This is a genomic window from Stenotrophomonas sp. VV52 (genome assembly GCF_002893095.1).
GTDB classification, from domain to species: domain Bacteria; phylum Pseudomonadota; class Gammaproteobacteria; order Xanthomonadales; family Xanthomonadaceae; genus Stenotrophomonas; species Stenotrophomonas aracearum.
In genome coordinates, this window is the sequence record NZ_PKQQ01000002.1 from 149,814 (window position 1) to 163,083 (window position 13,270).

At 68.0% G+C, this 13,270-nt stretch carries 11 protein-coding genes; 9 read left to right on the forward strand and 2 right to left on the reverse strand.

All coding sequences use genetic code 11. From position 1 onward, the window contains the following. The first annotated feature begins 229 nt into the window (after positions 1–229). The 3 genes from C2U58_RS06685 (at position 230) to C2U58_RS06695 (ending at position 6,471) form a co-directional block, all read left to right on the forward strand. Positions 230–2,542: a winged helix-turn-helix domain-containing protein gene (locus tag C2U58_RS06685; protein ID WP_102945129.1), complete on the forward strand. Its 2,313-nt coding sequence runs from the start codon at positions 230–232 to the stop codon at positions 2,540–2,542. 123 nt (positions 2,543–2,665) lie between these two features. Next, positions 2,666–3,547, forward strand: coding sequence for a helix-turn-helix transcriptional regulator (locus tag C2U58_RS06690; protein WP_102945447.1), 882 nt, complete (start codon positions 2,666–2,668; stop codon positions 3,545–3,547). 68 nt (positions 3,548–3,615) lie between these two features. Continuing rightward, positions 3,616–6,471 (forward strand): TonB-dependent receptor, encoded by a 2,856-nt coding sequence (locus C2U58_RS06695; RefSeq protein WP_102945130.1) that lies wholly within the window; start codon positions 3,616–3,618, stop codon positions 6,469–6,471. Positions 6,472–6,620: 149 nt separating this feature from the next. Here C2U58_RS06695 and C2U58_RS06700 read toward each other — a convergent pair whose 3' ends face one another. Together C2U58_RS06700 and ppa are read right to left on the reverse strand one after the other, a co-directional pair. Then, entirely contained in the window at positions 6,621–7,742 is a 1,122-nt protein-coding gene (locus C2U58_RS06700) for an HDOD domain-containing protein (RefSeq protein ID WP_070207299.1), read from the reverse strand. Positions 7,743–7,895: 153 nt separating this feature from the next. Next, positions 7,896–8,432, reverse strand: coding sequence for an inorganic diphosphatase (gene ppa / locus C2U58_RS06705; protein WP_070207300.1), 537 nt, complete (start codon positions 8,430–8,432; stop codon positions 7,896–7,898). Positions 8,433–8,617: 185 nt separating this feature from the next. On the opposite strand from ppa, the gene C2U58_RS06710 reads away from it, so the two are divergent. From C2U58_RS06710 to C2U58_RS06735, 6 genes are all read left to right on the forward strand, one after another. Then, the gene (locus C2U58_RS06710) at positions 8,618–9,145 is read left to right on the forward strand and encodes a hypothetical protein (protein WP_102945131.1); all 528 of its coding nucleotides are present in this window, start codon (positions 8,618–8,620) and stop codon (positions 9,143–9,145) included. A gap of 22 nt (positions 9,146–9,167) precedes the next feature. Further along, complete coding sequence (locus C2U58_RS06715) at positions 9,168–9,677, forward strand: hypothetical protein (protein WP_102945132.1); 510 nt, start codon at positions 9,168–9,170, stop codon at positions 9,675–9,677. A gap of 9 nt (positions 9,678–9,686) precedes the next feature. Next, positions 9,687–10,907: a helix-turn-helix domain-containing protein gene (locus tag C2U58_RS06720; protein ID WP_102945133.1), complete on the forward strand. Its 1,221-nt coding sequence runs from the start codon at positions 9,687–9,689 to the stop codon at positions 10,905–10,907. 44 nt (positions 10,908–10,951) lie between these two features. Further along, positions 10,952–11,587, forward strand: coding sequence for a glutamine cyclotransferase (locus C2U58_RS06725; protein WP_102945134.1), 636 nt, complete (start codon positions 10,952–10,954; stop codon positions 11,585–11,587). Positions 11,588–11,626: 39 nt separating this feature from the next. Further along, positions 11,627–12,127, forward strand: coding sequence for an RNA polymerase sigma factor (locus C2U58_RS06730; protein ID WP_102945135.1), 501 nt, complete (start codon positions 11,627–11,629; stop codon positions 12,125–12,127). A gap of 77 nt (positions 12,128–12,204) precedes the next feature. After that, positions 12,205–13,161 carry a FecR domain-containing protein gene (locus C2U58_RS06735; RefSeq protein ID WP_102945136.1) on the forward strand — a complete coding sequence of 319 codons (957 nt, stop codon included), beginning with the start codon at positions 12,205–12,207 and terminating at the stop codon, positions 13,159–13,161. Positions 13,162–13,270: the final 109 nt, after the last annotated feature.

Sequence of the window (13,270 nt, forward strand, 5' to 3'; positions counted from 1 at the left end):
GAATCGCAGATAAAAAAAACGCGCCCGAAGGCGCGAATAGTGCAGCAAATTGTATGGATTCGTCGGCGAGAGAGGGCCTGATGTCTTCCCGACGCACAGGCGCCGTTTAACCTGCTTAGGCTAGTATTCGCGCGCCTCAGTGTTTTTGCGCTTTGCGCTGATGCCATGTGCGGAATCTGGCGGTTCGGTCGCTGCGTTCCAGTTGTTCAGTTGTCGCAGCAGTACCGGAATGAACGTCATAGAGAGTGAGACACCCGCTGCCGACCGCATCCGGATCGGCGAATGCACCATCACGCTGTCGTCGCGTGAAGTGGTGGTGGACGGCGCGCGCCGTCCGCGGCGCTTGACGCCCAAAGCGCTGGGTGTGCTCAAGGTGCTGATGCGCGTGCCCGGGGCGGTGGTCACCCGCGACGACCTGTTCGCCGAGGTCTGGCCGGACACGCTGCCCACCAACGATGTGCTGACCCAAGCCATCACCCAGTTGCGAAAAGCCTTCTCGCGCGACGACGAGGCCGGCACCGCCTATATCGAAACCATCGCCAAGACCGGATACAGGCTGCTGCAGCCGGTGTCGGTGCTGGCCGAACCGCTGCCCGACGTCGACAGCGCGCCCGGTGAAGACGAGCGCGACGCGCTGGCCGCGGTGTTTGCCGCCCCTACGCCCGCGCCCGCGCCGCGCCCTCGCAGCCGCTGGCGGCGTACCCGCCGCTACGTGTTCCTGGCGATCGGCCTGGCCATGGCGGTGGCGCTGCTGGTGCTGACCGCGCTGCTGCTGCAACGCCCGGCCGGTGCACCCACGCCCAACGGCGTGCTGGAAGACGGCAGCCGCGTGGTCGGCAGCCCGCAGCGCCCGTACCGGCTGATCACCGCCACGGCGGGCTTTGAAACCTATCCCACGGTGTCGCCGGATGGGTCGCAGGTCGCCTACGAAGCCGACGATGCCAGCGGCGGCGGCAGCGCGATCAAGGTGCAGACCTCGGGCAATGCACCGGCACGCCTGCTCACCGACACCCCGGCCGGGCATTCCGACCGGTTCCCGAACTGGTCGCCGAACGGCCGCGACATTGCCTTTGCGCGCTTCGGGCCGGAGGCCAGCTGCGAAGTGCTGATCGCCAGCGCGACCGGTGGTGCGATCCGCCATGTCACGCGCTGCGACGGTACCGAGCTGCTCAGCTTCGACTGGACCCCGGATGGGCGCGGTCTGGTGTTCGGTTCGTTGTCCGGTCGCCATGCGCACCGGGGCATCCGCGTGCTGGACATCGCCAGCGGCGCCTGGACCCCGGTCGACTACCCGGCTGCCGAGGACAGTTTCGACTATGCGCCGCGGTTCTCGCCCGATGGGCGCTGGATCGTGTTCGTGCGCAACCCGCAGATCGGCGACCTGTGGCGCCTGCCCGCCACCGGCGGCGAACCCGAACAGCTCACCAGCGATTCGGCCGAGATCCGCGGCTGGGCCTGGCGCGGCGACAGCCGCCACATCGTGTTCGGCCGCCGTGTCGACAGCGAAGCGCGCCTGTACGAACTGGACACCGAAACGCGCACGCTGCGCGATGTCGGCCTGGACGATGCGCAGTCGCCGGCATTGTCGCGACACAACAACATGTTGGCCTTCGTGCACCGCAAGGCGCAGTTCGGCCTGTTCCGCGTGCCGGTCAGGGACGGGCGCCCCGGCACCCCCGAGCGCCTGTTCCCGTCCAACGGCCGCGATGGCCAGCCGATGCTGGCGCCCGATGGCCAGCAGTTGGTGTTCACCTCCGATCGCTCCGGCAATTACGGCCTGTGGTGGGCCGACCTGGGCCGGCCGGAGTCGCTGCGTCCGGTGGAAGGGCTGCGCCCGGAAACCCGCCAGTCGGCGGACTGGTCGCCCGACAGCCGGCACCTGCTGGTCTCCGGCCGCGACGCGCAGGCACAGCCGGTGATCTACGAAGTCTCACCGCGCGACGAGCAGATCGTGGCGTTGCCGGTACCGGTGGCGCAACCGTTGCAGGCGCTGTACGCCGGCGACAACGACCACATCCTGGTGGTCGAACGCGATCACGACGAACGCATGCGGTTGTCGCTGTTCGACCGCCGCGCAACACCGTGGAAGCTGCTCGGCAGCGTGGACGGCGTGTCCCAGGCGCGGCTGGATCCGGCCCATCAGCGCGTGCTGTTCACCCGCTTGTCCGCCGGTGGCCTGTGGTCGGCCAACCTGCAGCTGGATCCGGCCAGCGTGCAGCAGGTGAGCGAAGACCGCCCGTCGCGCTGGCGCTACCGCACCTGGGCGGTCGCACGCGACGGCAGCCTGGATTACCTGTCCAGCCGTGCCGACTGCTCCACCGTGTTCGCGCGCATCAATGCGCCTTCCAATGGCGAAGAAGTGTGCCTGGATGCAGATCGCCTCAGCGCCGGCAACGGCTTCAGCGCGCAGCCCGACGGCAGTGCCCTGTACCTGGCCCTGGCGGTTGCCGATGGCGCCGATATAGGCGTGATGACGCTGCCCGAACCACCGCGCCCGGTGTTCTCGGCTGCGCCCAACCTGTTGTTCTGGAAAGGAAAGTAGTCGTCGTATTTTCTTCGTGATGGCATCGTGACGAATTCGGATCAATCTCGTCGAATCTTCCTGACCGCGTTGACCTGATTTGGCAAAACGGGAGCCCTGTTACGGCAAACCCCGGTGTACGTCATGCGTCAGCTTTCCCTGGCCGATCGCGGCCAATCGCTTTCCCTGGACAAGATCGTCGACGACGGTCCGCTGCCGACCTGTCTCGGTGTTGCCCGGCTGGGCAGCCTGCAGACGGCCGGCACCACGTTCACCGTGTGGATGCAGCTGCGGGGCAGCGCCTGGGTCGAATCCAAGGAAGGCCGCTTCCGCCTGCGCCAGCGCGAATGGATTGCATTCGAGAAAGAGTCCAAGCCGATGATCCAGGCAGGCCGTGATGGCCTGTGCATCGGCCTGAGCCTGACCCCGGACGCGCTGCGCGCACTGGGCGAACTGGCCGATTGCAGCCTGTACGCCGGGCGCGGCAGCATGTCGCGCAGCGAAGTGCGGGTGGCCCTGCGCCTGTGGCGCGACGTACTGGCCACTGGCCAACCGGCGCAGGCCCTGCGTCCGGTACTGCTGCACCTGGCGGCGATGCAGCGTGGCATGGCCACCGGCGTACAGCGTTGCCCCGGTCGTTCGCGCATCCGCAAGCGCCAGGTGTTCGGGCGCATGCAGCGCGCGCGCCTGTACCTGGAAGGCAACAGCCACCGCGTGGTGCGCATCGGCGAACTGGCCGAACTGACCAACTTCTCCAGCTGGTACCTGTCCAAGACCTTCCAGAGCCTGTATGAAGAAAGCCCGCAGTCGCTGTCGGCGCGTCTTCGCCTGGAACGCGCGGCGGACCTGCTGCGCGACACCGACATGATGATCGGTGAAGTCGCAGCGGCCAGTGGTTTCGACAACTGCTGCAGCTTCGCGCGTGCGTTCCGCGCCCGTTATGGCCAGTCTGCGTCGGGCTTCCGCCAGACCGGTGGATCGCTTCCGCCAAAGTCGGCAAACAGTCCGGTGGCATCGCGCAAATAATTAACGGTAACGCAATCGTAACTTTCCGAGGCGGTTTAACACGCTACTAACGTACCTTGGAGAGATTGATGAATTTTCGTACTCCCGCAGTGCGGCTGGGTCTTCTGCCGGCCGGCATTGCGCTGGCGCTCGTGCCGAGCTTCGCTTCGGCACAGGAAGCAGCCTCCGGCACCACTGACCTCGATCGCATCTCGGTCACCGGCTCGCGCATTCGCGGCGCCAACATGGAGACCCAGCAGCCGATCCTGACGATGACCCGCGAATCCCTGGAAAAGCAGGGCTTCTCGAGCGTCGCTGACGTGCTGAACAACCTGACCTCGGCCGGTTCGCCGGCCATCTCGCGTTCGGAATCGCTGGCTTCCGGCGAGAACGTGGGCGGTTACTACGTCGACATCCGCAACCTGGGCGCCGAGCGCACCCTGGTGCTGATGAACGGCAAGCGCCTCGGCGCCACCACCGCTGGCCTGCAGGATCTGAGCCAGATCCCGATGTCGGCCGTTGAGCGCATCGAAATCCTGAAGGACGGCGCGTCGTCCATCTACGGTTCCGACGCCATTGCCGGCGTGGTCAACGTGATCACCCGCAAGAACTTCGACGGCGGCGAAGCCCAGGTCTATGTCGGCCAGTACGACAACGGCGACGGCGACACCCAGCAGTACTCGATGACCCTCGGTGCTACCGGCGAGCGCGGCAGCCTGACCCTGTCGGCTGAGTACAACAAGCAGGATCCGGTCTGGGCGAAGGACCGCTGGTACAGCCGCGATGGCGGCCTGGGCCCGCTGTCGACCCCGGAAGACTGGAGCCCGATCAGCCAGAACGGCAGCTGGTGCAACCCGCTGGTGTACGACTGCTCGCGCACCTCCAAGACCGCCGTGTGGCAGACCCTGAACCAGGGTGGCAACCCGAACAACCCGGCCGACTACCACGAGCTGACCCCGGCCGAGTACGCCAACTCCAACCAGCAGATGACCCTGCTGACCGGCGTTGAGCGCAAGTCGCTGTACGTCAACGGCACCTACGACTTCACCGACACCATCAGCCTGAACACCGACGTGCTCTACAACGAGCGCAAGACGTTCCAGCAGATCGCCGGTTACCCGTACCAGTCGTCCTCGTTCGGCACCCCGCTGACCGCCGCCAGCGCGTTCAACCCGGTTGGCCAGAACGTCGACTTCCGTCGCCGCCTGTGGGAAGTGCCGCGCACCACCGACAGCCAGCTGAAGACCCTGCGCTTCGCCCCGACCGTCAGCGGCTACTTCGAGCTGGCCGGCAAGACCTTCGATTGGGACGTCGGCGCGCTGTGGAACCGCAACGAGTCGGTCAAGTCGAACTACGGCGACATGAGCCTGATCGCCGCCGAGCAGGCGCTGGGCCCGTCGTTCATCAACGGCCAGGGCATCGCGCAGTGCGGTACCGCTGCCAACCCGGTCGCGCTGGGTGACTGCCGCCCGTGGAACCCGCTGCTGCCGTACGGCGTTGCAGGCCAGGGTTCGCTGGCTGATCCGGAACTGCAGAGCTTCCTGTTCCCGACCTACACCACCCGTGGCGAAACCAAGACCACCAGCTTCACCGCCAACCTGGCCGGTTCCATCGTGACCCTGCCGGCCGGCGACCTCGGCTTCGCCGTGGGCGTGGAGCACCGCAAGGAAGAAGGCAGCTACGTGCCGGACGCCTTCGCACAGTCGGGCATGTCCACCGGCCTGGGCCAGAAGCCGACCCAGGGTGAGTACGATCTGAACGAGGTCTACCTCGAACTGAACGTGCCGATCCTGGCCGACATGGCGTTCGCCAAGGAACTGACCCTGAACGTTGCCAGCCGTTACTCGGACTACAGCAACTTCGGTGGCACCACCAACAGCAAGTTCGGCCTGACCTGGCGTCCGATGGACGAGCTGCTGGTCCGCGGCACCTACGCCGAGGGCTTCCGTGCTCCGACCATCAGCGACCTGTACGGTGGCCTGAGCTCGAGCTTCGAGTCGTACATCGACCCGTGCGGCACCACCGCGCCGGGCAGCGTTGCCGGCAATGCCGCCTGCTCTGCCGCTGGCGTGCCGGCCGACTACGTGCAGCTGGGCCAGGGCAACCGTCCGTGCTCGACCCTGCCGTGCCAGTCGGGTGACCAGTTCATCTCGGGTGCCAACCCGAACCTGTCGCCGGAAACCTCCAAGAGCAAGACCATGGGTCTGGTCTGGAGCCCGCGTTGGGTGCAGGGCCTGGACGTCTCGCTGGACTGGTACCGCTACGAAATCAGCAACATGATCATTGCTGACAGCGTCGACCGCATCCTGCGTGACTGCTACGTGCTCGGCAACAGCGGCCGTTGCGACAGCATCGTCCGTGCCGACGACGGCCACGTCAGCGCCATCACCTATGGCACTGCCAACCTCGGCATGATGGAAACCGAAGGTTACGACCTGGGCATCAAGTACCGCCTGCCGGAGCTGGCCATCGGTCAGTTCAACATCGACTGGCAGACCAGCTACACCTCCAAGTACGACGAGCAGGGCCAGAACGCTGCCGGCGACAACATCATGATCGGTCGCGTCGGTGAAGCCGGCCTGTTCCGCGTGCGTTCGAACCTGGGCGTGAACTGGCAGTACGGCGATTTCGGTGTGAACTACACCGCGCGCTACTACTCGGGCATGAAGGAAGGCTGCATCGACACCGGCGAGTTCTGGTGCAATGCCCCGGACCATATGGCCAACGGCGAAGCGGATCCGCTGCGCAAGACCGGCTCCAACACCTTCCACGACCTGCAGGTCAGCTGGAAGGCGCCGTGGGATGCCACCATCGCCCTGGGCGCGAACAACGTGTTCGACCACAAGGGTCCGCTGATGTACTCGGCGCCGAACTCGAGCTTCGCCTACTACGGCGGCTTCGACATCGGTCGCTTCCTGTACATGAAGTACACCCAGAAGTTCTGATCCATCGAACCACTGGTGCAATAAGAGGAGGGCGGGCCGCAAGGCCCGCCCTCTTTCTTTGCCCGAACGCCGGGCAAAAAAAAACCGACCTCAAATGGTCGGTTCCTCCCGGTAGAGCCGGGCTCTGCCCGGCTCCACGCATTCCATCATCAAGCGTCGGCGGTCGCCAACCCCATCAATCCGTTGGCATGGTCGCGCCACTGCGGCAACTTGCCCAGCACGCCCGCACGCTGCAGGTACTCCTCGTCCACCGGCTCGCCGTTGACCAGCGCCAGCGCCACGTGCACCGCACCGGTCACCCAGAAGCTGCGCGTGTTCGACCGCTGCGGCTGCAGATGGAACGCCACCGCTTCGATGATCGGCATCGGCAGGCCCCACAGGCCCAGCAGGTACGCACCGGCTTCGCTGTGGCCCGGGCGCGGGTCGGCATCGCTGGCCGGCTCGGTGCGTTCGTTGCGCACGCCCGGCAGCAGCAGGCCGATGTCGGCCAGCAGCGCTGCAGTGGCGCCCAGTTCGGCACTGGATTCCGGCAGCAGCTTGGCCGCCAGCCGCGAGGCCAGCAGCGCGCGCTGCTGCAGCGCATTGCGCTCGGCACCGGACAGCGCCGAAGCCGAGAACACTTCACTGGCCAGCACCAGGTCACGCAGCGTGGCCAGGCCCAGTCGGGTCACCGCGCTGCGCAGGTCGGAAATGGTCCGCCCGCTGTTGAAGAACGCCGAGTTGGACAACTGCAGCACCTTGGCCGCAATCGCCGGGTCGGCCGAAACCAGCTTGGCCACGTCGGCGGTATCGGTGTCGTCGTCGTGCTCCAGCGCCTGGGTCAGGCTCAGGTACAGGTGCGGCGGCGACGGCAGTTTTTCGATGCGCCCGATGGCGCTGCGCAGGCGTTCGCTGTCGAGCAGCTCGCGCAGCTCTTCCAGGCTGGTCAGTGCTTCAAGCAGCACTTCCGGCGCCAGCGGCAGCGGCAGGAACCGATGGGCCACGCCGATCAGGCGCGCCGGCGGCGGCCGGTTGCCCTGCGGCGCTTCAACCAGCGCGATGCGGATCGTTTCCGGACGCAGCGTCCGGATCTGGCCCAGCAGCGTGGTCGCGGTGAGATCGGGCAGGGTGGGGCAGGCAATGACCGCATCGACCGGCGAGGCCGACACGATGCTCATGGCCGTCTGGCCATCGGCGGCGGTCAACGGCTGCCATTCTTCCCCAAGATCGGCAATGAAATCCAACAGCTCAGCCGACAGGCTGGCTTCGTCCCCAACTAACAGAATACGCACGACACAATCCCCTGGGTGACCACGGTGAACCTCACCGTGGACGGTGTAGAAGTCGCAATGTACCCAATCCGGCACAAACTGTGATGTGCCACAGCGTAAAAACGTGATGGGCGTCGCTCCGGCGGCAGGCGCCGGAGCGGTGCTCATTCAGTCTCAGCTGGCGCTGGACAGATAGCGCTGGTGCGCTTCGACCAGGATCTGCTTGGCTTCGGCGGCGCCGCCCCAGCCATCCAGCTTGACCCACTTGCCCTTCTCCAGGTCCTTGTAGTGTTCGAAGAAGTGGCCGATGCGCTCCAGCCAGTGGCTGGACACCTGCTCGATGTCTTCCACGTGCGCGTAGCCGCTGAATACCTTGGACACCGGCACGGCCAGGATCTTTTCATCGCTGCCGGCTTCGTCGCTCATCTTCAGCACGCCGACCGGACGGCAGCGCACCACCGAACCGGGGATCAGCGGCAGCGGCAGCACCACCAGCACGTCGGCCGGGTCGCCGTCGCCGCACAGGGTGCTCGGCACGTAGCCGTAGTTGCACGGGTAGCGCATCGGGGTGGAGAGGATGCGGTCGACGAAGATCGCGCCGGTTTCCTTGTCCACTTCGTACTTGACCGGTTCCGAGTCCTTCGGGATCTCGATGATGACGTTGATTTCTTCCGGCGGGTTCTTGCCGGGCGAGACGAGTTCCAGACCCATGGTGTGCTCCGAGAGGGGGGATGGCGCGATAAGACCTCCCATTTTATGCCTTTGCCGGCCGCCGTGCAGGTGGGGGTGTGGCCGACCCTTCGTTGCGGCATGGGCCGACCCTCGCCCACGAACCCGCCTGATCCTCCCGGCGCCCGCGCCGGCGCACCGTGGAGCTCCTTCCACGGAGCCCCACCATGACCCTGCGCACCGCGTGTTTCCGCCATCTGCTGCCGCTGTCCCTCGCCCTGCTGGCCCTGTCGTCGGCCGTGTCGGCCCAGGGGCTGGCCGGCCCGCCGCGTTACATCGACCTGGCCGAGCGTCTCGCGCCCGGCGAGACGCCCGACGACACCGCCTACCGGGAGCTCGACCGCTGGCTGGCCGACGAGTTCACCGACGCCTGCCCGGACGCGTTCTGTGCCGGGCGTATCGGCAACTACCGTCCGCTGCGCCTGGACTGCGTGGTCGACACCCGCCAGGACCGCATCCACACCTGCCGCTATGCGGTGGTGGCCAGCCAGACCTGGGTGCACCCGGGCACCGGCGCGGTGCGTACCGAGCTGAGCCAGTGGTACTGCCCGCTGCCGCTTCCGTACGCGCTGTCGGCCGAAGACTTCCTTGCCCACATGACCACGCTGCAACCGAACAGCTCCGGCTACCTGTTCAACCGCCTGCCCGGCGGCCAGGTGTCGCTGTTCGACGTGCTGCGCCGCTGCCTGTCCTGATCCGCCGCCAAGGAGAACTGCCATGACCGCCTTTCTGCCGTTGGTCCACATTCCCGTGCTGGCCGCTGCGCTGGCCATGCTGCCGGCCGCGCAGGCGCCGGCGCCGCCCGCGCCCTTTGCCGCGCCGTTGCACGTCGACCTGGTCGACTACCCCACGCCGCAGGCGAACTGGGCGGCGTTCCGTGACCTGCGCCACCGGCTGGAAGATGCCTTCGACGACGTCTGCCCGGATACGTTCTGCGAAGGCGAGTTCACCGACTACGCGCCGATGAAGCTGCGCTGCTCGGTCGAGCGGGCCAGCGGCAGGGTGAATGCGTGTGGCTGGGCGTTTGCCGCCAGTGAGGTGGAGGTCGATCCCGTCAGCGGCGCACTGCTGCACCGACAGCCGACCTGGCTGTGCCGCTTCCCGCTCGGTGCACGGACCTCGGTGGGGGCGCTGCTGGCGTCGCTCGACGGGCCACAGCCGCTGTTCCAGTCGCTGCCGGGCACCGGAAAGACGCTGTTCGACGCACTGGCCGAGTGCCTGCGCTAGCCTGCACGCATGGATTCACTGCTTACCGCTGCCGCCCGTGCCCTTGCCGCCGGTGATGTGCTCACCGCGCTGGGGCACGTGTCCCTGCGCGGCGACCCACCCGCGCTTGCCCTGCGTGGCGTGGCCATGGCGCAGCTGGGCGAACTGGAGCGGGCCCGCGAACTGCTGCGCCAGGCGCAGCGTGGCTTTGGTCGCGATGAAGTGCTGGCACGGGCCCGCTGTGTCGTGGCCGAGGCCGAAGTGGCGCTGGCGCTGCGCGACCTCGCCGGGTCCAGCACGCCATTGCTGGCTGCCGCACTTGCCCTGCAGACGCGCGGTGACCCGCACAACGCACAGCAGGCGTGGTTGATCCTGGCACGCCGCGCACTGCTGCTGGGACGCCCGCAGGAAGCGGTCACTGCCCTGGCGCAGGTGCGCGCACGCGCGCAGGCACCGGCGCTCGCGGCAATGGCCGCATTGACCGAGGCCGCGTTGGCGGCCTGTGCGCTGCAGGTGCCGCAGGCAGAGGCCGCGTTGCTGCTGGCCGCCGATGCGGCCCAGGCATCCGGCATCGCGGCGCTGCAGGCCGAAGTGGCGCACGCGAGCGGACAACTGGTGCAGCCCGCAGCACGCAGGCTGGGAGAAGGCGCCGCAACGCCGCTGGACCTGGCCGCCGTGCAACGCCTGCTCGCGTCGCCTGCGTGCGTGATCGACGGTTGTCGTCGGGGCGTCTGGCAGTCGGGGCAGTGGCGCTCGCTGGCGCGCCGCCCGCTGCTGTTCGGGTTGCTGCGTGCGCTCGGCCAGGCCTGGCCGGGCGACGTGGATCGCGATCTGTTGATTGCAGAGGTGTTCCGGACCCATGCCGGTGACCACACCCATCGCGCGCGCCTGCGCGTGGACATCGGGCGGGTTCGCGCAGCGGTGCAGGGTCTGCTGGAGATCGAGGCAACCGACACCGGATACCGGTTGCGCGCACCGGCCGGTATCGACGTGGCCGTGCTGGTGCCCCCGCGCGATGGCGAGCCGGCGGCACTGGAAGCGCTGCTGGCCGACGGCGCGGCCTGGTCCACCTCGGCACTGGCGCTGGCGGTGGGCGCAAGCCAGCGCACCGTGCAGCGCGAACTGGCAGCGCTGGAAGCCGAAGGCGCGGTGCGCAGCCATGGGCGCGGGCGCGCGCAGCGCTGGCTGGGCACGCCGCTGGCCGGATTCACGACGATCTTGTTACTCCCTGCCTCGCTGCCAGGCGACTAGTGTCATGGCCAGGCACCCCTTCCGACGTGCCAGGAGATGCTGAAATGAACACTGCAACTGCTGAAGTCACCCGCGAATTCGGCCCGTTTGCCGGCGCCGACGCCGTGCATGGGGTCAGTTTCGACGGCCGCCACGTCTGGGCCGCCACCGGCGCGGCCCTGCTCGCGATCGATCCGGACACCGGCCAGACCGTGCGTTCGCTGCCGGTGCCCTGCGACGCCGGTACTGCCTTCGACGGCACGCATCTGTACCAGATCGCCGAAGCCCGGATCGACCGGATCGACCCGCAGACCGGCAAGGTACTGGGCTCCATTCCTGCTCCCGGCGGCGGCAACGACTCGGGCATGGCCTGGGCCGACGGCAGTCTCTGGGTTGGGCAGTACCGCGACCGTCGCATCCATCAGATCGACCCCGACAACGGGCGCGTGATCCGCACGATCGAATCGGATCGCTTCGTCACCGGCGTGACCTGGGTCGACGGTGAGCTCTGGCATGGCACCGACGACGGCGAGCGCAGCGACATCCGCCGCGTGGACCCCGCCAGCGGCGAGGTGCTGGAGCGGCTGGAGATGCCCGAAGGCCAGCACGTGAGTGGCCTGGAAGCCGACGGTGCCGGCCTGTTCTATGCCGGCGGCGGGCGCAGCGGCAAACTTCGCGTGGTGCGGCGTCCACGGGCTTAACGTGACTCATTCTCATTTGGAGGGTAAGATGCCGCGCCCATGTCGTCCAATGCCTCGACCCTCACCGAGCTGCTGATCCGCGAACGCCCGGCGCTGCTGCGCCTGGTGCGCCGGATACTGGGCAGCGACAGCAGCGCTGAAGATGTGATCCAGGCCATCTGGTTCAAGGCCCGCGGCGTCGATGGCAGCGTGGCCATCGACAACCCGCGGGCCTATCTGTACCGTCTGACCACCAACCTGGCCACCGACCAGGGCCGGAAACGCAGCCGCCAGGCGCGGCTGTTGGCCGACCACTACCTGTGGGGGCCGGATGAAGTGCTGTCCACGGAAGAACAGGCCATGGCCCAGGACGAGCTGCAGCGCGTGCTGGCCGCCGCCGACCATCTTCCCGAACCGACCCGCACGATCTTCCGCCTCAACCGGTTGCAGGGGCTGACCCAGGCGGAGATTGCCCGGCGCCGTGGCGTGTCGGTCACCACCGTGGAAAACCATGTGCGGGCCGCGTTGCAGCGGCTCGCCTGGGCGCGCAGCGGGCGGTAAGGCGCACGGGCTTGGGGAAGTGCCGTTCCCACACGTCTTGATGGTAACGGCGCTGCCACCGCACCCCTTGCCAGCCAATGAGCCCGCAGAACCTGCCCGACCACCGGACCCAACCCGACTCGCCCGACCTGCTTGCCGAACAGGCGCAGGCGTGGATCGCGTGGCTGGCGTCCGGCGCGGTCGAACCCGAGCGCATGCAGGCCTTCGAGAAGTGGTTGAAGCAACCCGGCCACCGCCGCGCGTTCGAATACGAACGGCAGCTGTGGCAGGCGGTGGCGCAGCCCCCGGTGCGCGCCCACCGTGCACCCCGCAGGCGCGCGCCGCGCATCGCGCTGGCGGCAGCAGCGGTGCTCGCCCTGCTGTGGGTGTCGCCGGACGCGTGGCTGCGCCTGCGCGCCGACCACCGCAGCGGCAGCGAAGTGGTGACACTGGCATTGCCCGACGGCAGCCGCGCGGTGCTCGATGCCGACTCGGCGATCGCCGTGGACTACGACGACAGCGAGCGCGGCATCCGCCTGCTGCGCGGCCGCGCCTGGTTCGAAGTCGCGCCCGGGCACGCGCAGCCTTTCCGGGTCCGCGCGCAGGGTGGGGTAGTGGAAGACATCGCCACGGCCTTCGCGGTGGCCGATACCGGACACGGCGTGGACGCCGAAGTGTCGCAGGGACAGATCCGCGTGGCGGCGACGCCGGAAAGCGGCTGGACCTATCTGCTGGCCGGGCAACGCGCCGGCTTCGCGCGTGGCGGGCAGGTGCTGCGCCATGCCGACCTCGCGCCGGACCGGATCGCAGCATGGCGCGAGGGCGAGCTGCTGCTGGATGCGGTGCCGGTGGGCGCGGCGGTCGACCAGATCGCGCGGTATCGCGCCGGGCCGACCTTCGTGCGCGGGGACCTGTCGGCGTTGTCGCCGGTCAACGCCGCGCTGCGCGTCGACCAGCCCGAGCAGGCGCTGGACGCGCTCGCGATGTCGGCCGGCCTGCGCGTCACCCGCCTGCCGCTGGGCGTGGCGATAGTGAGCCGCGAAGCGGCGCACTGAAATCGATCTTGGGGATGTACGCCCCGCACGCGTCTTACCCCCGAACGTACCCGCCGCCGCCACGTACTTCGCAGCGCCCGCAGTCCCTGCGGGGACGCCGTCTGCACGG

Coding starts and splice junctions, on each gene's coding strand:
- C2U58_RS06685 (WP_102945129.1), top strand. CDS start 230: ATGAACGTCATAGAGAGTGAGACACCCGCTGCCGACCGCATCCGGATC.
- C2U58_RS06690 (WP_102945447.1), top strand. CDS start 2,666: ATGCGTCAGCTTTCCCTGGCCGATCGCGGCCAATCGCTTTCCCTGGAC.
- C2U58_RS06695 (WP_102945130.1), top strand. CDS start 3,616: ATGAATTTTCGTACTCCCGCAGTGCGGCTGGGTCTTCTGCCGGCCGGC.
- ppa (WP_070207300.1), bottom strand. CDS start 8,432: ATGGGTCTGGAACTCGTCTCGCCCGGCAAGAACCCGCCGGAAGAAATC.
- C2U58_RS06710 (WP_102945131.1), top strand. CDS start 8,618: ATGACCCTGCGCACCGCGTGTTTCCGCCATCTGCTGCCGCTGTCCCTC.
- C2U58_RS06715 (WP_102945132.1), top strand. CDS start 9,168: ATGACCGCCTTTCTGCCGTTGGTCCACATTCCCGTGCTGGCCGCTGCG.
- C2U58_RS06720 (WP_102945133.1), top strand. CDS start 9,687: ATGGATTCACTGCTTACCGCTGCCGCCCGTGCCCTTGCCGCCGGTGAT.
- C2U58_RS06725 (WP_102945134.1), top strand. CDS start 10,952: ATGAACACTGCAACTGCTGAAGTCACCCGCGAATTCGGCCCGTTTGCC.
- C2U58_RS06730 (WP_102945135.1), top strand. CDS start 11,627: ATGTCGTCCAATGCCTCGACCCTCACCGAGCTGCTGATCCGCGAACGC.
- C2U58_RS06735 (WP_102945136.1), top strand. CDS start 12,205: ATGAGCCCGCAGAACCTGCCCGACCACCGGACCCAACCCGACTCGCCC.